Source organism: Thioalkalivibrio nitratireducens DSM 14787 (genome assembly GCF_000321415.2).
GTDB lineage: Bacteria > Pseudomonadota > Gammaproteobacteria > Ectothiorhodospirales > Ectothiorhodospiraceae > Thioalkalivibrio > Thioalkalivibrio nitratireducens.
The window spans coordinates 3186840-3206566 of record NC_019902.2 but is presented as its reverse complement, the minus strand read 5'-3'; the positions used below and the strand labels follow the sequence as shown (position 1 = coordinate 3206566).

At 67.1% G+C, this 19727-nt stretch carries 15 protein-coding genes; 3 read left to right on the top strand and 12 right to left on the bottom strand.

Annotated elements, in window-relative coordinates:
* The first annotated feature begins 121 nt into the window (after positions 1–121).
* Both TVNIR_RS14640 and TVNIR_RS14635 read left to right on the top strand, forming a co-directional pair.
* A complete protein-coding gene (locus TVNIR_RS14640) occupies positions 122–1570 on the top strand; it encodes a circularly permuted type 2 ATP-grasp protein (protein ID WP_015259847.1) in 1449 nt (482 codons plus the stop codon).
* Position 1571: 1 nt separating this feature from the next.
* On the top strand, positions 1572–2510 hold the full coding sequence (locus TVNIR_RS14635) for an alpha-E domain-containing protein (protein WP_015259846.1): 939 nt from the start codon (positions 1572–1574) through the stop codon (positions 2508–2510).
* A gap of 66 nt (positions 2511–2576) precedes the next feature.
* Here the strand turns inward: TVNIR_RS14635 and TVNIR_RS14630 are convergent, their stop codons facing one another.
* The 12 genes from TVNIR_RS14630 to dksA form a co-directional block, all read right to left on the bottom strand.
* Positions 2577–3380: a proteasome-type protease gene (locus TVNIR_RS14630; RefSeq protein ID WP_015259845.1), complete on the bottom strand. Its 804-nt coding sequence runs from the start codon at positions 3378–3380 to the stop codon at positions 2577–2579.
* A gap of 208 nt (positions 3381–3588) precedes the next feature.
* Entirely contained in the window at positions 3589–5547 is a 1959-nt protein-coding gene (gene acs / locus TVNIR_RS14625) for an acetate--CoA ligase (RefSeq protein WP_015259844.1), read from the bottom strand.
* A 172-nt stretch (positions 5548–5719) separates the two neighbouring features.
* Positions 5720–6427, bottom strand: a complete 708-nt coding sequence (locus TVNIR_RS14620) for an exonuclease domain-containing protein (RefSeq protein ID WP_015259843.1) — start codon at positions 6425–6427, stop codon at positions 5720–5722.
* The gene (locus TVNIR_RS14615) at positions 6424–8280 is read right to left on the bottom strand and encodes a putative nucleotidyltransferase substrate binding domain-containing protein (protein ID WP_015259842.1); all 1857 of its coding nucleotides are present in this window, start codon (positions 8278–8280) and stop codon (positions 6424–6426) included. Before TVNIR_RS14615 ends, TVNIR_RS14620 begins: the two co-directional genes overlap by 4 nt.
* A 115-nt stretch (positions 8281–8395) precedes the next feature.
* A complete protein-coding gene (locus tag TVNIR_RS14610; protein ID WP_015259841.1) occupies positions 8396–10171 on the bottom strand; it encodes a sodium:solute symporter family protein in 1776 nt (591 codons plus the stop codon).
* Between the two features lie 7 nt (positions 10172–10178).
* Entirely contained in the window at positions 10179–10439 is a 261-nt protein-coding gene (locus TVNIR_RS14605) for a DUF4212 domain-containing protein (RefSeq protein WP_006748461.1), read from the bottom strand.
* A gap of 48 nt (positions 10440–10487) precedes the next feature.
* Positions 10488–12362, bottom strand: a complete 1875-nt coding sequence (locus TVNIR_RS14600; protein ID WP_015259840.1) for a DUF294 nucleotidyltransferase-like domain-containing protein — start codon at positions 12360–12362, stop codon at positions 10488–10490.
* 263 nt (positions 12363–12625) lie between these two features.
* Positions 12626–13939, bottom strand: a complete 1314-nt coding sequence (locus tag TVNIR_RS14595; RefSeq protein WP_015259839.1) for a sigma-54-dependent transcriptional regulator — start codon at positions 13937–13939, stop codon at positions 12626–12628.
* Positions 13936–16866 carry an ATP-binding protein gene (locus TVNIR_RS14590; protein ID WP_015259838.1) on the bottom strand — a complete coding sequence of 977 codons (2931 nt, stop codon included), beginning with the start codon at positions 16864–16866 and terminating at the stop codon, positions 13936–13938. The genes TVNIR_RS14595 and TVNIR_RS14590 overlap by 4 nt, the downstream gene beginning before the upstream one ends.
* Complete coding sequence (locus TVNIR_RS20050; RefSeq protein ID WP_015259837.1) at positions 16856–17026, bottom strand: hypothetical protein; 171 nt, start codon at positions 17024–17026, stop codon at positions 16856–16858. The genes TVNIR_RS14590 and TVNIR_RS20050 overlap by 11 nt, the downstream gene beginning before the upstream one ends.
* 274 nt (positions 17027–17300) lie before the next feature.
* Positions 17301–18221 carry a tRNA glutamyl-Q(34) synthetase GluQRS gene (gene gluQRS, locus TVNIR_RS14585; RefSeq protein ID WP_015259836.1) on the bottom strand — a complete coding sequence of 307 codons (921 nt, stop codon included), beginning with the start codon at positions 18219–18221 and terminating at the stop codon, positions 17301–17303.
* Between the two features lie 85 nt (positions 18222–18306).
* On the bottom strand, positions 18307–18759 hold the full coding sequence (dksA, locus tag TVNIR_RS14580) for an RNA polymerase-binding protein DksA (protein WP_015259835.1): 453 nt from the start codon (positions 18757–18759) through the stop codon (positions 18307–18309).
* Between the two features lie 165 nt (positions 18760–18924).
* Here dksA and TVNIR_RS14575 point away from each other — a divergent pair, with 165 nt between their 5' ends.
* A complete protein-coding gene (locus TVNIR_RS14575) occupies positions 18925–19701 on the top strand; it encodes an HAD family hydrolase (protein ID WP_015259834.1) in 777 nt (258 codons plus the stop codon).
* Positions 19702–19727: the final 26 nt, after the last annotated feature.

Below are 19727 nucleotides of genomic sequence, written 5' to 3'. Positions count from 1 at the left end.
GCCCGCGTTGCGTTGGGGTTGCAGGCGGTTCACGCCGGAACTTGTTAATTGCAGGATTCTTGCACAGCCCCCGCTGCGTTAGAGTAGCGGAGATCTCTCCCTTCGTGCGAGGCCCGCCCGGATGTCGATCGACTGGAAGACCTACGATCCCGCTCCCTTCTACGACGAGCTGATCGCTTCCCGGGGCAGCCCCAGGCCGGTGGCCCGCCGCCTGACGGATTACCTCAGGTCGCTCGACGACAACGAACTGCAGATCCGCAAGCAGGCTGCCGATCATGCGATCCTCGAGATGGGCATCAGTTTCACGGTCTACAGCGAGGGCGAGAACATCGACCGTGCCTGGCCGTTCGACATCGTTCCCCGGGTCATTCCCAAGAACGAGTGGGTCGGAGTCGAGGCGGGCCTGGTCCAGCGGCTGACCGCGCTGAACCTGTTCATCGACGACGTCTACAACGAGCAGAAGATCTTCCGCGACGGGGTGATGCCGGCCTACGTACTCGAACATTCCAGGAACTTCCGCGAGCAGTGCCGGGGAATCCATCCGCCCCATGGGGTATGGGCGCATATCTGTGGCTCCGATCTGGTGCGCGACGGTGACGGAACGCTGTATGTGCTGGAGGACAATCTGCGCGTGCCTTCCGGCGTTTCGTACATGCTGGAGAACCGCGAGGTGACCAAGCGCGTGTTCCCCGAGGTTTTCGAGAACTCCAGCATCCTGCCGGTCGACGAGTACCCGACCCAGCTGTTCGACATGCTGGCGTCGATCTCGCCGCGCCCGCAGGATTATCCGGAGATTGTGGTGCTCACCCCCGGAATCTTCAACTCGGCGTACTTCGAGCACTCGTTCCTCGCGCAGCGTATGGGCGCCGAGCTGGTCGAGGGTGCGGATCTGGTCGTCGGCGACGACGACTGCGTGTACATGCGCACCATCCAGGGACTCGAACGCGTGGACGTGATCTACCGCCGCGTCGACGATGCCTTCATCGACCCGGAGGAGTTCAATCCCGAGTCGCTGCTCGGCGTGCGCGGCCTGATGCGCGCCTGGCGCAAGGGCAACGTCGGCCTCGCCAATGCGCCGGGCTCCGGGGTCGCCGACGACAAGGTGATCTACGCCTTCGTGCCGGCGATGATCAAGTACTACCTCGATCAGGACCCGATCATCCCCAATGTTCCCACCTGGCTCTGCGTGAACGACGAGCATCGTGGGTACGTGCTGGGCCACCTCGAGCAACTGGTGGTGAAGCCCGCGAACGAGTCCGGCGGCTACGGTATGCTGGTCGGACCGCACGCGAGCAAAAAGCAGCGCGCCGAGTTCGCGCAGCTGATCCGCAACGATCCTCGCAACTACATCGCCCAACCGACGCTGAGTCTGTCCGTTGCGCCGACGTTGTGTGACGAAGGCTTGGAGCCAAGGCACCTGGATCTGCGTCCGTTCGTGCTGCAGGGGGTGCGCACGGACGTAACCGCCGGCGGACTGACTCGGGTCGCGATGCGCAGAGGCTCGCTGGTGGTGAACTCTTCGCAGGGAGGAGGCAGCAAGGATACCTGGATCGTGGACGAGGAGGCCTGAGATGCTCTCCAGGGTGGCCGAGCGTGTTTACTGGCTGGCGCGTTACGTCGAACGGGCCGAGAACACCGCACGCATGATCATCTCGTTCCATCTGGTCTCGCTGGATATGCCCAAGACCGTGCAGTTGTCCTGGAAGGGGCTGGTCGCGGTCACCGGCAACGAACACGTGTTCGACGCGCACTACCAGCGCGAGGACGAGCGCAATTGCGTGAAGTTCCTCGTCGCCGACCATTACAACCCGAGCTCGGTGCTCAGTTCGCTGAAGGCCGCGCGGGAGAACGTGCGCACCACGCGCGATCTGGTGCCTTCCGAGGCGTGGGAGGTCGTGAACGAACTGTACCTGTTCGCGCGGGACAATATCGACAATGGCATCGGCAAGCGCGCGCGCTACCAGTTCCTGACCGAGATCGTGCAGCGCTGCCAGACGCTCACCGGCTTGCTCGCAGGCTGCATGAGTCACGACGCGGCCTACGACTTCATCCGCCTCGGACGCAACCTGGAGCGTGCCGACATGACCAGCCGCCAGATCGACGTCGGCGCGATCCGCTACCTGAAGAAGACCGCCGATCCGACTCCGTACGACGGGCTGCTCTGGACCGGCATCCTGCGTTCCCAGAGCGGTTTCCAGATGTACCGCCAGCACGTGAAGCGGCGAATCAATGGGGTCGATGTGGTGCGTTTCCTGCTGCAGGATGTGCCGTTTCCGCGTGCGGTCGCACATTCGTTGCGTTACGTGCAGGAGGCGCTGGAGCGTTTGCCGCGCAACGAACTGCCGCTGAGGCTGGTGATGCAGGCGCGCCGGCACGCGCTCGGCGCCGACGTCGACCAGTTGATCGCGGAGGATCGGCTGCATGGGTTCATTGACACGCTGCAGCAGGATATCGGCGAGATTCACACGGCCGTCGTCGACACCTGGTTCCGGATCGAGAAGGCCGCCTGAGGCCCTGACGTCCACGGTCCGTTCCCGACGGCCCGCAGGCGCTGTTCGCCCGGGGCGGCCCGGGCGTCAGCGGGCACTCTTGCGGCCGCTGCGCCCGGGGGCCGCGTGCACCTGGGTCCCGCGTTTCTTGCGCGTGCGGGTCGTTTCCCAGTCGAAGCGGGGCAGGTCGACGAACGCCCTGCGGATGTTTTCGTCCCAGGTATGGGTCAGCGACCGCAGGTAGTCGTCGTCGGCCTCCAGGCACAGATAGTGTTCGAAGGCGAACGAGTCGGTCTCGTAAACGAACACCTCGATCGGCGGGCCGACCGTCAGGTTGGAGCGCATGGTCGAATCGATCGAGACCAGTGCGCAGCGTGCGGCATCCCCCAGCGGCGTCGACGGCGCGAGAATGCGGTCCAGGATCGGCTTGCCGTACTTGCTCTCGCCGATCTGCAGGAAAGGCGTGTGCTGGCTGGTGGTGATGTAGTTGCCCTGCGGGTAGACCCGGTAGATCTCGGGTTCCCCGCCGCGGATCTGCCCCCCGAGGATTAGCGTGGCCTCGGCGACGATGCCGGACTTGGACAGCGCTTCGGAGTGCTTATCCTGCTCCTCCCGGTTCACGCGGCCCAGATACTCGGCGGCATCGGACATGTGGACGACATCGGCGAAGCTGCCCTCGACGCCTTCCTCCATCTCGCGCTTCAGGCGGTTCACCACCGCCTGCGTGGTCGCGAGGTTGCCGGCGGTGAGCACGATGAACAGCCGGTCGCCCTCGGTCTCGAAGCTGTGCATCTTGCTGTAGGTGCTGACCTGATCCACCCCCGCATTGGTCCGCGAATCGGAGGCGAAGACGAGGCCTTCGTCGAGCTTGATCGCAACACAATAAGTCATCGGCGGGGCTTCCGGGCAACGCGGACCCGGAATACTAGGACCGGGTCCCGGTAGCGTCAACGGAAGGCCCTCGCGGCGGCACAGGCCGCGGACGCAGCGGTCGCGTCGTGCTGCCCGATCGCACCCGGGATCCCCGGCGGCTACCGTCGCCGCCGGGGGGCTCGAGGTCTGGGGCGTCGGTTGACTCGCAGCGCTGCCGTACGCCCGCCTACGCCTTGCCCTGCAACTGGGTGACCACGGCCTCGTTCTCCAGCGTGGAGGTGTCGGATGTGATCTCCTCGCCCTTCGCGATCGAGCGCAGCAGGCGGCGCATGATCTTACCGGAACGGGTCTTGGGCAGGCCATCGGCAAAGCGGATGTCGTCGGGTTTCGCGATCGGGCCGATATGCTCGCTGACCCAGTCGCGCAGCGCCTTCACCATTTCCTCGGCTGCGGTTCCGGTGGGCCGCTCGTCCTTCAGTATCACGAACGCGACGATGGCCTCGCCCTTCACGTCGTGCGGCCGCCCGACCACGGCAGCCTCGGCGACGGCCTCGTGCGCGACCAGCGCCGACTCGATCTCCATCGTTCCGAGCCGGTGGCCGGAGACGTTCAGCACGTCGTCGATCCGGCCCATGATCCAGAAGTTCCCGTCCGGGTCGCGCCGTGCGGAATCACCGGCGAGATAGTATTTGCCGCCGAACTTCGGCCAGTAGGTCGACCTGTAGCGGTTGTCGTCCTGCCAGACCGTGCGCAGCATCGATGGCCAGGGCTTCTTGATCACCAGGAAGCCTCCCTGATCCGGCCCCAGGCTCTCGCCTTCCTCGTTCACCACGTCGGCGACGATTCCCGGGAGGGGGCGGGTGCAGGAACCGGGCGTCAGCGTGGTTACCGCGGGCAGCGGCGCGATCATGTGAGCGCCGGTTTCGGTCTGCCACCAGGTGTCCACGATCGGGCAGCGCTCGCCGCCAATCGTCCGGTAGTACCACATCCAGGCCTCAGGGTTGATCGGTTCGCCGACCGTGCCCAGCAGGCGCAGTTTCGACAGGTCGTACTGGCCGGGAAACTCGTCACCGAGTTTCATCAGCGCGCGGATTGCGGTCGGTGCGGTGTAGAACACGGTCACCCCGTGTGCCTGGCACATTTTCCACCAGCGCCCGCCGTCGGGAACGGTCGGCACGCCCTCGTAGACCACCTGTGTGGCCCCGATCGCCAGCGGTCCGTAGGCGACATACGAGTGCCCGGTGACCCAGCCGACGTCGGCGGTGCACCAGAAGACGTCGTCGTCGTGCAGGTCGAAGACCCATTCGTTGGTGACGATCGTGTTCAGCAGATAGCCCGCGCTCGCGTGCTGGATCCCCTTGGGCTTGCCGGTCGAACCCGAGGTGTAGAGCAGGAACAACGGGTGCTCGGATTCCACCCATTCCGGCTCGGAGTCGGCGGGCTGATCGGCCACCAGATCCTGCCACCAAACGTCCCGGCCCTCGGTCATATTGACCTCGTTGCCGGCCCGCTTGCAGACGATCACGTTTCGGACCGTACCGCTGCTGATCTCCAGCGCCTTGTCCGTGGTCTTCTTCAGCGAGACCACGCGGCCGCCACGGGTTCCGCCGTCGGCGGTGATCACGACCTCGGCGCCCGAGTTGTCGATGCGGTCGCGCAGTGCGTCTGCCGAAAAGCCGCCGAAGACCACCGAGTGGATCGCACCGATGCGCGCGCAGGCCTGCATCGCGATCACGGCCTCGGCGATCATCGGCATGTAGATCACCACGCGGTCGCCCTTCTTCACGCCGCTCGCGCGCAGCCCGTTCGCGAGTTTGCCCACCTCGTTGTACAGATCCCGGTAGGTGTAGGTGCGCGTATCGCCGTTCTCGCCCTCGAAGATGATCGCGGGCTTGTCACCGCGCTGGTCGAGATGCCGGTCGATGCAGTTGTAGGAGACGTTCATCCGGCCGTCGGTGAACCAGGCGTAGTGCGGGGCCCGGCTGTCGTCGAGTCCGACGCTGAATTCCTTGTGCCAGGTGATCTTTTCCCGCGCGAGGTCGGACCAGAAGCCTTCGTGATCCTCCTCGGCCTTGCGGTACAGCGCCTCGGCCTCCTCCGGTTTCAGGCGGGCGTTGGCCACGAAGTCGGCTGGCGGCGGGAAGTGCCGGTTCTCGTGCAGCGCGGATTCGATCGTGTCACTCATCTCTTGCCTCCAGAATGGTTCAGGGCTCGTGGGTTCACGGGACGTTCTGCCGGGTTCCTGTCGGGTGCCGGATTTCCTGCCGCGGGCCTGCTGTGCATCGCGGCGCCGGAAGTGAAGCCCGAAGAGGATAGCACGCGGGTTTCGGGGCTCATCTGCGGTATCGGTCCCCGGCTCACCACAGGGCACCCGGGCGGTGCAGCACCTGCTGCAGCGGCAGCGGACCGTCGCCCGCGCGGTGGCTGACCTGGGCACAGAACAGCTCGGCTGCAGCCAGTGCATCGCTCAATGCGTCGTGCGAGCGGTAGGGAGGCAGGTTGAACTGCTCGCGCAGGGCCCCGAGGCGCAGCCCGTCCGAGCGGACCGCTTCCTGCCTGCGGGCCAGTTGTTCCTGCGCCAGGCGCAGCGTGTCCACGGTTGGAATCATGCACGGGTATCCGTACTCGCTCACGCAGGCGCGGTCCAGGAAACCCAGTTCCACGGCCGCGTGGTGGGCCAGCATCACCCGTCCTTCCAGCGCCCGCAGCAACAGTGCCAGAGCGGAGCCGAGACTGCCTCCCCTGGCCGCCTGGTCGTCGGTGATACGGTGAATGACGGCGCTGGCCTCCGGAATCGCTTGCGACGGGCGCACCCAGGTCTGTCGTGCGGTCTCCAGGCGGATCGACAGGCCGTCCATCGCGACCCAGCCGATGCTCAGGATCTGATCGCGCGCGGGGTTCAGGCCAGTGGTCTCGAGATCCACCGCCAGGAATGGCGTGTCGCGGCAATCGCCGCACAGTCCCGGCATCCTGCGTTTCAGGTATGTTCGCAGCGGGATATCGGGCAGGCGCAGGGCCAGCCGCCGGCGGCGCCAGCAGAAGATCCACGGGCCGGGGCGGATCATGGCGTTCCCCGGCCGACCAGGCGCGCGCGCAGGTTCTTCTGCATCGTCGCGATCACTCCGAACGCATCCTTCAGGTGGCCGCGTTCCAGCGGCGACAGGGTTCTGGGCGGGATGAAGTTGTCGGGGCGCTCGCCCCGCTTGATCTGGCGCGTCTGATGCTGGGCGCGCAGCGAGGCCAGGGTCTCGTAGGCCCCGCAGAGATTGGCGCCGTCGTCCTGGCCGATTACGCCGGTTTCCACCGCGCCGCGCAGACGGTCCAGGGTGTGCAGACCCGGAACCCCGGCCTGCAGTGCATAGACCCGAGCGAGGGCGGTGACCAACAGCAGGCCCTGCTTTTTCACGTCCAGCGTATCGGCTTGATCGCCCCCCTGGATCAGCACCAGTTGCCGGAAGAAGCCCAGCGGGGGCGGGGAGTCCAGGGCATTCTCGGCGAGCTGCGCCTGGAACGGGCGCCGCGTGACGGCGTAACGCAGGGCTTCGGCGCGCAGCGGTTCGAACAGCAGCGCGTCGCCGTGCACCACCCGCAGGTCGAAATAATGCGCGGCGAGCATGGCCGCCTTGCGGTCGGGACTGCGCAGCACGCGGGCGAATTCGTCGCGCCAGCCGATGACCGTGCGCCGCCAGTGCGGCGAGCGCGGGCTGACCTCGCCCGGGCAGTAGACAATGCCGCACTGGTCAAGTCCGTCGGTGACGAACTCGGCCAGACGCTGGAAGTATCCATCGGTGCCGGCATCGCGGGTGTCGGCATAGATCAGTGCGTTGTCCTGGTCGGTGTGAACCGTCTGCTCGCGTCGTCCCTGGGATCCGCAGGCGAGCCAGGCGAAAGGCACGGGCGGCGTTCCGAGTTCGGCCACGCCCAGTTTCAGCAGGCGTCGCGTCAGCGCGTCGATCACCGCCGTCACCGCCTGGCCCAGGTGCAACGCGGTGGCCCCGGATTGCACCAGGTGGATCTGCAGTTCCGGCAGGGCCTGCGTCACGCGCCTGAGGGCGGCGACCGACTCGCAGCGGCGAATGTCGCGTACGAGATAGACCGCATTGGTGCCCTGGTGACGAATCAGGTCCGTGGTGGAGATCAGCCCCACTGGCTGAGTGCCGGCAAGAACCGGCAGGTGGTGGATGTCCAGTCGTGACATCAGCAGCAGCGCTTCGAATGCCGGTGTCTCCGGTGTTACGCTCTGCAGCCGGCTGCTCATGATGCTGCCGATCGGTTCCTGGCGCGAACGCCCGGTCGCGAGGCAGCGTTTGCGCAGGTCGTGGTCGGTGACGATTCCGATCAGTTCGTCGTCCGCCATCACCAGCAGCGCCGAAACCTCCTGCTCGCTCATGTGGCGAGCCCCGTCCTGGATGGTCGCGTCGGGACCGATATGCTCCGGAGCACGGGTCACGAGTTCTCCCACCGAAACGGTCAGTACGCTGTCGCCACGGCCGGCGGAACCCTGGAAGGCCGCCAGCGCCCGCTGCAGCGGGCGGCGGCTGGCGAGATCGAAACGGTCGGCGAACTCCGGGTGCTGGCGCCGCAGTTCGCGCGCCTCCGGCGCTGGCAACACGTAGAACAGCGCATCCTCGACGACTCGTCCGATGACCTCCGCGCCGTCGTCGCCGGGAACCGCGAACACGTCGCCTTCGCCCAGCTTGTCCAGCAGTTCTTCCTGCCGCGTGCGCAGGTCGATCGCTCCGGTGCGCACCAGCCAGAGGTCGCCGGCGTCCGCAGGAACGGGCGGGAACGGGCTGCCCCGGCGCAGGTAGCGTACGACCAACTGCCGGGGCAGGCGGTCCAGCGCCGGCTCCGGCAACACCGCGTAATCCGGGCTCGCGGCCAGGAAATCGCGTATCTCCCGTAATTCCGCGTCCATATTCCCCGTTTACCCCAGATGGAACCGCAAGGGCAATGGCATGCATGCCCTTGCGGTTCGGTCCGGCCCAGGGGCCAGGCCCGCCGAGCGGCGGGCCTGGCATACGGCTGGTGGTTTACGAACCCGTTCCGACGCGCGGCACACGCACGTCCTCCACCAGGTGCTGGATATGCTCCGGCGGCGCCTTGGTAACCTTCATCACCAGGTAGGCGACGACGAAGTTCAGCACCGCACCGATCACACCGAAGCCGGTCGGGTTGATGCCGAACAGCCAGTATTCGGCGGTGTCGGGGAACACGTTGGTGCCGGGGAAGAAGAACCAGCCCTTGTACAGGAAGATGTACAACAGGGTGCTGATCAGGCCCGCCAGCATTCCGGCGATCGCGCCTTCGCGGTTCATCCGCTTGACGAAAATCCCCATCATCAGCGTCGGGAACAGGCTCGCCGCGGCAAGTCCGAAGGCCAGGGCGACCACCTCGGCCGCGAAGCCGGGTGGATTCAGACCCAGGTAGCCCGCGAACAGGATCGCGGCCCCCATCGCGACGCGTCCCGCGAGGAGTTCCCGTTTCTCAGAGATCTTCGGCATGAACACGCCTTTCAGCAGGTCATGCGAGATCGCCGACGCGATCGCCAGCAGCAGGCCCGCAGCGGTCGACAGCGCCGCCGCGATCCCTCCCGCCGCGACCAGCGCGATCACCCAGTTTGGCAGGTTGGCGATCTGCGGGTTCGCGAGCACCATGATGTCGCGGTCGATCCGGGTGAATTCGGAGCCCTCCCAGCCGAATTCCTCGCGCGCCATTTCGGCGAACTCGGGGTTGGCGTCGTTGTAGTACTGCAGACGGCCGTCGTCGTTCTTGTCTTCCCACTCCAGCAGGCCGGTGCGTTCCCAGCGCAGCATCCAGTCGGGACGCTCGTCGATCACCAGGTTTCCCTGCGGATCCCCGATCTCGCCGGGCTGCACGGTCTTGATCAGGTTGTACATCGCCATCGCACCGACCGCGGGCGCAGTGGTGTACAGGATGCCGATGAACACCAGCGCCCAGCCGGCGGACTTGCGCGCGTCGCGCACGCGCGGCACGGTGAAGAAGCGGATGATCACGTGGGGCAGGCCGGCGGTGCCGATCATCAGCGCCAGCGTCAGCAGGAACATGTTCAGCATGCTCATGCCGGCAACCGAGGTGTAGGCCGCGAAGCCGAGATCCACCAGCGTCCGGTCGAGTGCCTCCAGCAGGTAGGTGTCCTCGCCCGCAAGCGTCGACCCCAGGCCGATCTGCGGCAGTGGCGCTCCGGTCAGCTGGATTGCGATGAACACGGCCGGCACGGTGTAGGCGAAGATCATGATCACGTATTGCGCGATCTGTGTGTAGGTGATGCCCTTCATTCCGCCGAACACCGCGTAGATGAACACCACGGCCATGCCGGTGACCAGGCCGTACTCCAGCCTTACCTCGAGGATGTTCGAGAAGGCGATGCCCACTCCGCGCATCTGCCCGATCACGTAGGTGATCGACATCACCAGCAGCGCGATCACCGCGACGATCCGTGCGGCTTTCGAGTAGAAACGGTCGCCGATGAACTCGGGCACCGTGAACTTCCCGAACTTTCGCAGGTAGGGGGCCAGCAGCAGCGCCATCAGCACGTAGCCCCCGGTCCAGCCCATCAGGTACGCGCCCCCGGTGAAGCCGAGGAACGCGATCAGGCCGGCCATCGAGATGAAGCTCGCAGCGGACATCCAGTCCGCCGCGGTGGCCATGCCGTTCAGGACCGGCGGCACGCCCTTGCCGGCCACGTAGAATTCGCTGGTGCTGCTCGCCTTGGCCCAGATTGCAATGCCGATGTAGATCGCGAAGGTCGCACCGACGACCAACAAACTCAGTGTCTTGAGATCCATGGCTGTCTCAGTCCTCGTGTACGTCGAACTTGCGGTCCAGCACACTCATGCGCCAGGCGTAAACGAAAATCAGCACGATGAAGGTGTAGATCGAGCCTTGCTGGGCGAACCAGAAGCCGAGCGGATAGCCACCGAGGCTGATGTGGTTCAACTGCTGCGACAGCAGGATGCCGAGGCCGAAGGACACTACGAACCAGATGGTCAGCAGGATGGTCAGCAGTCGCAGGTTGGCCCGCCAGTAGGCGGCCCTGCTTTCCTGTTGTGTCATGGCGTTACTCCTTGGGGTTTGGGTGAAAGCGTTCCCGCCGACGCGGGGTCAGAGCTGGTACTGAACGGCAAGCTGCCCCTGCAGCTTGCGGGCCTGCCGGAAGGCCTCCTTGAGCACACGGCCCTCGAGGGCGCCGAGTTCCTCCGGGCGGATGCGGTTGCCGCCTTCGCGGCCCTCTGCCAGGGCCTGCTGCTGACTGCGCAGGCGCAGCATCTGCAGGTAGCGCAGTGCGGCGTGGTAGTCGTGGGCGTCGTCCTCGCGCAGGATCTCGGCCGACACCGCCTGGTCGAGGCGCTCGTGGGTACGGGTCGCGGGCAGTTCCGCGGCCAGCGCCATCACCCGCGCGCCATCGACGAACGGCGTTAGCCCATGCAGCTTGACGTTGATGCCGTCGGAGCCGCTGCGGATCTCGCCGAACAGCCCCAGCGGCGGCCGGAATCGCATCTGGTTGGCCGCCATCTGGCGCCGGAAGCGGCTGTTGAACGCCGTCTTGTGCAGCAGCTCGGAGCGCAGCTTCTCCACCGGACCTGAATCGCCGTCGATCGCGCGCAGATCGAAGAAGATCGAGCTTTTCAGCAGATGCTCCGGCGTCCCCTGATCGATCCAGCGGCTGAAGCGCCGCTCCCATTCGGCGCCGCTCAGGCAGCACTCGGGGTTCCCCGCCATCACGTCTCCGGGGCAGAGTTCGAACCCGCATTCCGCCAGCGCCTGGTTGGCCCCCTGCGCGAACGGCAGCAGGCGTTCCCGGGTCTCGTCCTCTTGTCCCGGCTCGCAGCGGAACAGGATTCCGTTGTCCTGGTCGGTCGTCAGCGCCTGTTCCTCGCGCGCCTGCGAGCCGAAGGCCAGCCAGGTGAAACCGATGTCCGCGATGTCGTGGCGTGAGCGGAGCAGCGTCAGCACGCGCCGTGTGGCATGGTCGTTGATGCGCGTGATCAGGCGCAGGATCTGGTCGGCCTCGGCGCCCTGGTGGATCACCGCACCGATCAGGCGTGGCATCTCGCGCAGGTGGTCGGCGATCGTGGACACGGCATCGGCACGAAGGATCCCGCGCACCAGCCGGTCGAGCGTCAGCGGGTGGGAGCTCAGCAGGTCGCGCTCGCCGAGCACTCCGACCAGGCGTTCGTTCGCGACCACGCAGATGTGCTTCATGCCGTGATCGGCCATGGTCTCGATGCCCTCGAAACCCAACGCCGAGTCCGGAAGGGCGATCGGGTCCGGTGTCATCACCTGTCGCAGCGGCGTATCCAGCGGCCGTTCCTCGAGCGTCACCCGCGAGAGCAGGTCGGTCATCGTGAAGATGCCCAGCGGTCGTCCTTCACCATCCACCGCGACGATGGAGCCGACCTTCTGGTCGCGCATCGTGGTCAGCGCAGCGCGCAGCGGGGTGTCCGGGCTGCAGGTGACCGGCTCGCGGGTAACCCGTGCGCCCAGCGGCGTGTTCAGCTGTCCACTGGCGCCGGAGTGACCCAGCTGGCCTGCGATCAGTCCTTGGTGGAGTCGGTCGAGCAGGCTGGCCAGCCGGCGCGAGCAGAAATCGTTGAAGACCGGCGAGCGGGCGCGCAGGCGGTCGAAGTCCTCGAGCGAGAGTTCCAGGCAGAGCGTGTCTTCAAGCGCCCGATGCACGGTATGCACCGGACGCCGTCCGAGCAGCGCGCCGATCGGAAAGCTCTCGCCGGGCACCAGTTCCCAGGCCTTGCCGGAGACTTGCTCGTCCTCGCTGGGATTCTCCCCGCGGATCCGACCCTGGCGGATGATGTGAAAGCGCCGTGCCGGGCCGGCATCGGGGTCGGTGATGCGCTCGCCGCTGGCGTAGAAACGGGACTCCAGGCGCGGCAGCAGGAACTCCAGTGCGTCCGGTTCGAGCCGGTCGAACGGCGCGTGGGCGTTCAGGAATTCCCGGGTGGTGTCGAGCGCATCGGACATGGGCAGCCTGGCAGGTCAGCAGGGATTGTGCGACCAGCAGCAATGGCCGTGCCAAGACATGTTGCTAGCTGAAACAATGGGTTGCGCAGGTGTTCTTGCCCGTTACGCGGCACGTGTTACGCCGCGTAACGGGAGGACGTTACGGTCCGTAACGCCGGGATCTGCGGCGCGGCGGCGGGGGGCTTGGCGCACGGGTCATCGATGTCGGCCGCGTACCGAAATCCGCTACCCGGGACGCCAAAGCCAGCCTTCAGCGGCGGCGCTCAGGGCCTGGGCAGGTGTTCGCGCTGGCGGCGTTCCCAGAGAGTCTTGCGGCTGATCCCCAGGGCGCGGGCGAGTTCGGTCTCGTTCATGTGGGTCTGGTTTTCCAGTACGAACCGCCGGAAGTAATCGTTCAGGCTGGCGCCGCGGGGTTGGCCCTCGGGCTGGACTGCGGGGCTGTCGAGCCCGAGATGCTCCCATTCGATCCGGCTGTCCTCGGACAGCACCGCCGCTCGTTCCAGCGCGTTTTTCAGCTCCCGAACGTTGCCCGGCCAGTCGTACGCCTGCATGCGCGCGAGGGCGTCGTCGCTGAGGGTCAGCCCCTCGCGGCCGACGCGCCGTTCCAGTTCGCGCAGACAGTGTGGAACCAGCCGCTCCAGATCCTCCAGCCGCTCGCGCAGCGGCGGAATGCGGATTTCCAGCACCCGCAGGCGGTAATAGAGATCGGCCCGGAACGCCTGCGCCTCGATCATCGCCTCGAGGTCCCGATGGGTCGCGGCCAGCAGCCGGATATCGACCCGCCGCGCCTGGTTTGCGCCGACCGGGCGGATCTCGCCCTCCTGCAGCACCCGCAGCAGCCGGGCCTGGGCGGCGGGCGCGAGTTCACCGATCTCGTCGAGGAACAGCACGCCGCCGTCGGCGGCCTCGACCAGACCGGCTCGCGCCTTGACCGCGCCGGTATAGGCGCCCTGGGCGTGTCCGAACAGTTCGGCTTCGACCAGTCCCTCCGGAATCGACGCGCAGTTCACCGGGACGAATGGCTTGTCAGCCCGCGGGCTCAGCGCGTGGATCGCGCGTGCCGCGACCTCCTTGCCGGTACCCGATTCGCCGCGGATCAGCACCGTCGAGTGGGTCGCCGCGACCCGGCGAATCTGCTGGCGCAGGGTCTCGATCGCCGCGCTGTGCCCGAGCAGCCCGTGCTCCGGGCCGGTCTCCGTTGGCGGGCGCACAGGCGGCTCCCTGCGGGTGCTGCTGCGCAGCGCCGCGCGCAGGGTCAGCAGCAGAGCATCGTGATCGAAAGGCTTGGCGATATAGTCGATCGCCCCCGACTTCATCGCCTCCACCGCCGATGGTACCGAGGCGTAGGCGGTCATGATCACCGTCGGCAGGTTCGGGAACTCCCCGATCAGTGTGGTGCCCTCGCCGTCGGGCAGGCGCAGGTCGGCCAGCAGCAGATCGAAGGGTTCCTCCGCGGCGCGGATTCGGGCAGCGCCGAGATCTTCTGCCAGTGCGACCTCGAACCCGTGGTGTTCCAGGTAGCGCCGCACACCCCGGCGGATCGCGGCCTCGTCGTCGACCAGGAGGATGCGTGTCATGCCTTTCTGCCGAGGGGCAGTGTCAGGATCATCATTGCACCGCCTTCCGGTGCGTTCGCAGCCATTAGGCTACCACCGTGGTCCTGCACAATGCTGTAGGCGACCGGCAGCCCGAGCCCGGTGCCCTGTCCGGCGGGCTTGGTCGTGAAGAAGGGCTCGAACAGCCGGTCCAGTGCCGAAGGCTCGATGCCCGGCCCCTGGTCCATGATGTCGACCCGCACCCGGGCGCCGGTCTCCTGTGCGCGGATCCGGATCGTGGCACCGGGCGGCGAGGCCTGTTCCGCGTTGGTCAGCAGGTTGATGAACACCTGCAGCAGCTTGGCGCGTGCACCCTCCACCGACAGCCCCTGGATCCCGACTGGCGCATAGTGCAGATCCTTGCGCCCGGCCAGCCGGGTGAGGCGGATCGCTTCCGAGATCACGTCGTCGAGATCTACCGGCTCGAAGCGGCTGCGTGGAGGTGTGTCCGAGTGGGCGAACGCGATCAGCGACTGCACGATCGCGTTGATTCGCCGGGTCTGGTCGATGATGTCGTCGGCAATGTCCCGAATCTCGTCGGGGTCGTCCTCCAGCGGCAGCGTCTGTGCGAGCGAGGCGATCCCGGCCAGCGGGTTGCCGATCTCGTGTGCGACGCCGGCCGCGAAACGGCCGATCGAGGCCAGCCGGTCGCTGTGTGCGACCTCGTTCTCCAGTTGCACCCGGGCGGTTACGTCCTCGATCAGGATCACGTGGCCTTCGCGGCGTCCGCTCGCGAGCTCCAGCGAGGACTTGTGCAGGTTCAGGCGCCGCGGACCGTGGCGGGTTTCCAGGTTCAGTTTGTAGAGCTGCCGGTCGTCGCTGTCGAGAAAGGCCTGCAGCAACCCGCCCCAGGGGCGTTCCAGGCGTTCGACGACCTGGCCCACCGCGTTCTCGGTCGGGACGCCGGTCAGTTGCGTCAACGCGTGGTTCCAGCCGGTGATCTCGCCGCCGGCGGTCACGCTGCAGACACCCAACGGCAACTCGTGCAGGATCTGCCGGTGGAAACGGCGCAGCGCGTCGAGTTCCGCCGCCAGCCCGGTGAGTGGCAGCCGAGCATCCTCCAGCTGCTGCTCGATCCGGCGCAGGCTCTCGCTGAGGCTGGAGCGTCCGGCAGCGTCCAGGCGCAGGTGGCGGTCGACGATCATCCGCGCCAGCACCGGTCCGAGCAGCCCCGAGAGGTTGCGTTCGATACGCTCGCGCAGGCGCTGCAGATCGCGCCGCGAGCGGGTGTGGCGCGGCAGGCCGAGGTCGTCCAGTGCGCGTTCGATCTCGTGACGGGCGGGCATCGTACCCAGTGTCGCGGCGAGTTCCGCCTCCATCTCGGGCACGTCCCGGGCCAAAGGCAGGTCGACGCTGGTGTAGAACGGCTCGCGTGGACAACAGGCCTGGCCGGCCTCGATCTCCTGCTGATTCGGCCGGGACCACATCGATCCGAGCACGAACAGCAACGCGTTGGTGCCGACGCTGAGCGTCAGGGCGAAGGTCCAGACATCCAGGCCGTCGGCGCCCATCGCGTGCTGGAGTCGTGGCGCCGACGCCCAGATTCCGGCGTTCGCGAGCAGCGGCGCGACCAGCGCGAAGAACCAGCCGGTGATGCCGGCAACGAGCCCCAGCAGGAAGCCGACGCGGGTTGCCCGCGGCCACAGCATCAGCCCGATCAGTCCGGGGAGGAACTGGGTCACCGCGGCGAAGGAAATCAGGCCGAGCTGGGCCAGACCCTCGACGACCTGCAGCAGGCCGTAGAAACCGTAGCCCAGCGCGATGATCAGCACGATCCAGATGCGCCGGCCCCAGAGCAGGTTGCGGTACAGGTTTGCCGGCAGGCTCTGGCGTTCGCGCAGGCGTGCGGGCAGGGACAGGTAGTTCATGCCCATGTTCGCCAGCGCCAGCGTGGTCACGATCATCATCGCGCTGGCGGCCGACACGCCGCCGATGAAGACCAGCAGCGCGAGGGCCGGAGACTCGAGCCAGCCCGCGAGCCCCAGCGCGTAGTAGTTGGGATTGTCGGTCAGTCCCGCGGCCTGGCCGGCCCAGTACAGCACCGGCATCGGCAGGTTCAGCAACAGCAGGAACAGCGGGAATCCCCAGGCCGCCCGGTTCAGCGCCTGTGGATTGATGTTCTCGGTGAACAGCATGTGGAACTGCCGCGGCAGCAGGAAGGCGGCGGCAAAGGCGAGCACCATCAGGCTGTACCAGCCGCCGCCGGTGACCGGCTCGTACAGTGCGCTGACCGCCTCCGGGTGCCGGTCGAGCCAGGCGTCGAGACCCGACAGGCCACCGAAGACCGCGTACAGGGCGATGGCGGCAACGATCAGCAGCGCCAGGAGTTTCACCAGCGACTCGAACGCAATCGCGATGACCAGCCCCGAATGCTTCTCCCGCGGCGAGATGTGGCGGGCGCCGAACAGGATCGCGAACAGCGCGATGGTGGCGCTGAAGGTCAGCGCCAGCAGGTGCGGCGGCGTGTCGGCGGTGAGGACCGCGGCCGATTCTGCCACCGCCTTGATCTGCAGCGCGATGTACGGAAGGATCCCGGTCAGCATGAACAGCGCGACCAGCGGCCCGGTCAGCGTGCTGCGGTACCGGAACGCGAACAGATCCGCAAGCGAGGTGAGCTGGTGTTCGCGGGCGAGTTGCAGGATCGGCCGCAGCAGCCACGGTGTCGCGGCAAAGGCCAGCGTGACCCCGAGGTAGATGGTCAGGTACAGGTAGCCGTGGTCCTCGAGAAACCCCAGGTTGCCGTAGAACGTCCAGGACGTTGCGTACACGCCCAGCGATAGCGTGTAGACCCACGGGTTGCCCGCGATGCGGCCGAACGTGCGGCTGCGTTCGGCGACAAACGCGATCCCGAACAGCAGCGCCAGGTAGAAGACACCGACGGTGTAGAGCAGGCCGAGGCTAAGGGTCACGGCGGCCGAGGACGTGGCAGGCGATGGTCGCGATCAGCACGGCCCAGGCCACGAACGGCCACCACCAGGCCGGGGCGACGGAAGCGACCCACATCGGGACCGGTGACAGGAACAGCAGGACTCCCAGCAGCACGACCAGCACGCCAGCAGCCGGGTTCATCGGTGCTCTCCCGGCCGCTGGCCGGCCGCTGCTGCTCTCAACGTTTCCCCCCAGTGCCTGTGCCATGGGCCTGCGCCCCGGCAGGCCCGAACGGCGGATTCCATCACGGCGCCCCCGGTGAACCGTGTCGAACGTTCCGCGCCCGATCGCTTCGCCACATACGCCGGCGCTGCGTTGGGCCAGTTTGAAACAGCTTGGCCGTTTCTGCACTCGCCCACCTTCCTCCGGCGCGTCTCGCTGTGCTCAGCAGGCACCGCATTTCCCGCACGGCCCACTAGCCGCCGGGCTCCAGCGTTGCCGCGGCGATAGGTTGCACGGGAAGCCGTGCGGGATGCCAGTGCCCCAGTGCATGCTCCAGCAGGCTCGTCACCGCGCCGGTACCGCCGCCGGTCATCTCGGGTTCCAGGTCCGGGATGCCGATCGCGCTCAGGATGCGGGCCAGCGTCGACACCGCGTCGCGGCAGCGTATCGGCGCTGCGCCATGAGACTTGGCGAGTTTGCAACGGTCGCGCGCGACCACCACCGGGTGGTGGAGGTAGCGCGGTGGGGATTGTTCCAGCGCCCGATACAGGTGCATCTGGCGCGGCACCGATCCCAGCAGGTCGATCCCCCGCACCACGTCGGTCACGCCCAGCGCCAGATCATCGACGACCGTTGCGAGCTGGTACGCGAACAGCCCGTCGGCCCGACGGACCACGAAATCGCCACCGAGTGCCTGAAGGTCGAAGGAAACCGGGCCCAGGGCGCGGTCTTCGATCGTCCAGTGTCGCTGCGTGACCTGCAGCCGCAGCGACCGGTGCTGCCGAGACGGCGGCAGCCCGCGGCGGCAGGTGCCCGGGTAGATCGGTCCTTCCCAGCCGCTTCTGCCCGCCTCGAGCACCTGCTGGCGCGAGCAGGCGCAGGGAAACAGGTGGCCGGCGTCACGCAGCCGCTCTGCCGCATCCTGGTAGTCGGAGCCGTGGCGGCTCTGATGGCTCACTGGGCCGTCCCAGCCCAGGTCGTGGCAGTCGAGTGCGCGGAGGATCGCGTCACTCGCGCCTGCGGCGACCCGCGGCCGGTCGATGTCGTCGATGCGTAGGTGCCAGCGGCCCTGCTGGCTGCGGGCGTCGAGCCAGGAGACCACTGCGGCCGCCAGCGAGCCCAGGTGCAGGGGCCCCGAAGGGGTTGGCGCGAAGCGGCCGACGTAGGCGCTCACGAGCCGTGCGCCGTCTTGGGGCAGCGGCCGGTGCAGACTGCCGTGCCGGACCGGAACGGGTTGGAACGATGGCGAGACCCCGGCCTCACGCCATCTGCTTCTCCTTGAGCTCGGCCAGCGTCTTGCAGTCGATGCAAAGCGTTGCGGTGGGGCGCGCCTCGAGCCGCCGGATGCCGATCTCGACTCCGCAGGCTTCGCAGTATCCGTAATCGCCGAGGTCGATGTTGCGCAGGGCTTCGTCGATCTTCTTGCACAGCTTGCGCTCGCGGTCGCGGGCGCGCAGCTCCAGCCCGAACTCCTCTTCCTGGGTCGCTCGGTCTGCAGGATCGGCGAAGTTGGCCGCATCCTGTTTCATGTGACCGACGGTGCGTTCGACCTCCTCCATCAGTTCCTGTTTCCAGGCCAGCAGCAGTTCCCGGAAGTGTGCCAGTTGGGCCTTGCTCATGTATTCTTCGCCCGCTTCCGGCTCGTAGGCAGCAATGCCACTCGCCACCATGTGCTTGGAGGAGGGCTTCGCCTGATTCTGGTCTGCGGCCATGTTCGCTGGTCTCCGGGTTGAAATGGGCGCCTTTACTATCAGAGTCCGCGCCCCCAGGCAAGCACGCCGCGGTCACGGGGGCGCCGTTGGCGAGGCGCCGATTTCAGGAATGTTATAACTTGCGAATTTACCGGGTCCCCCGGAGGGTCCGGGGCAGGGGGGAACATGCAACCGCTGGCAGCACTGGTTTTCGATGTCGATGGGACTCTGGCGGACACCGAGCGCGATGGCCACCGCGTCGCGTTCAATCGCGCCTTCGACGAGGCTGGGCTCGGCTGGCACTGGGACGTGGCCCGATACGGCCGGCTGCTGCGCGTGACCGGGGGCAAGGAACGCATCCGGCAGTACCTGTCCGAGGACTGGCCCGATCGGTTGCGCGAGCCCGGGATCGACGAGCGCATTCGCGCGCTGCACGCGGCGAAGACGCGGCACTATGTGGCGATGCTCGAGACCGGCGCGATCCCGCTGCGGCCGGGGGTTCGGCGGCTCCTCGAAGAGGCCCGCGCCGGCGGTCTGCGGCTCGCGATCGCGACCACCACGACGCCGGAGAACGTGACCGCGCTGCTGAAGGCCACGCTCGGCGGGGACGGTATCGGGTGGTTCGAGGTGATCGCGGCTGGCGATGTGGTGCCAGCCAAGAAGCCCGCGCCCGATATCTTTCATCGGGCACTGCAGGCGTTGGATCTCCCGCCCGCGGCCTGTCTGGCGTTCGAGGACTCCGACAACGGCGTGCGTGCGGCGCGGGGTGCCGGGCTGCCGGTGATCGTGACCACCAACGAGTATACGCGGGACCAGGATTTTACCGGTGCGCTGGTGGTCCTCGACGGCTTCGGGGAGCCCGGTGCGCCGGCCACGGTGCTGGCGGGCGCAGCCCCGGTATCGCCCTACGTGGACGTGCCGAGCCTGCTGCATTGGCATCGGATGGCACAGGGCAGTGCGTGAGTGTTTGACGCGTTCGACGCTGCGCC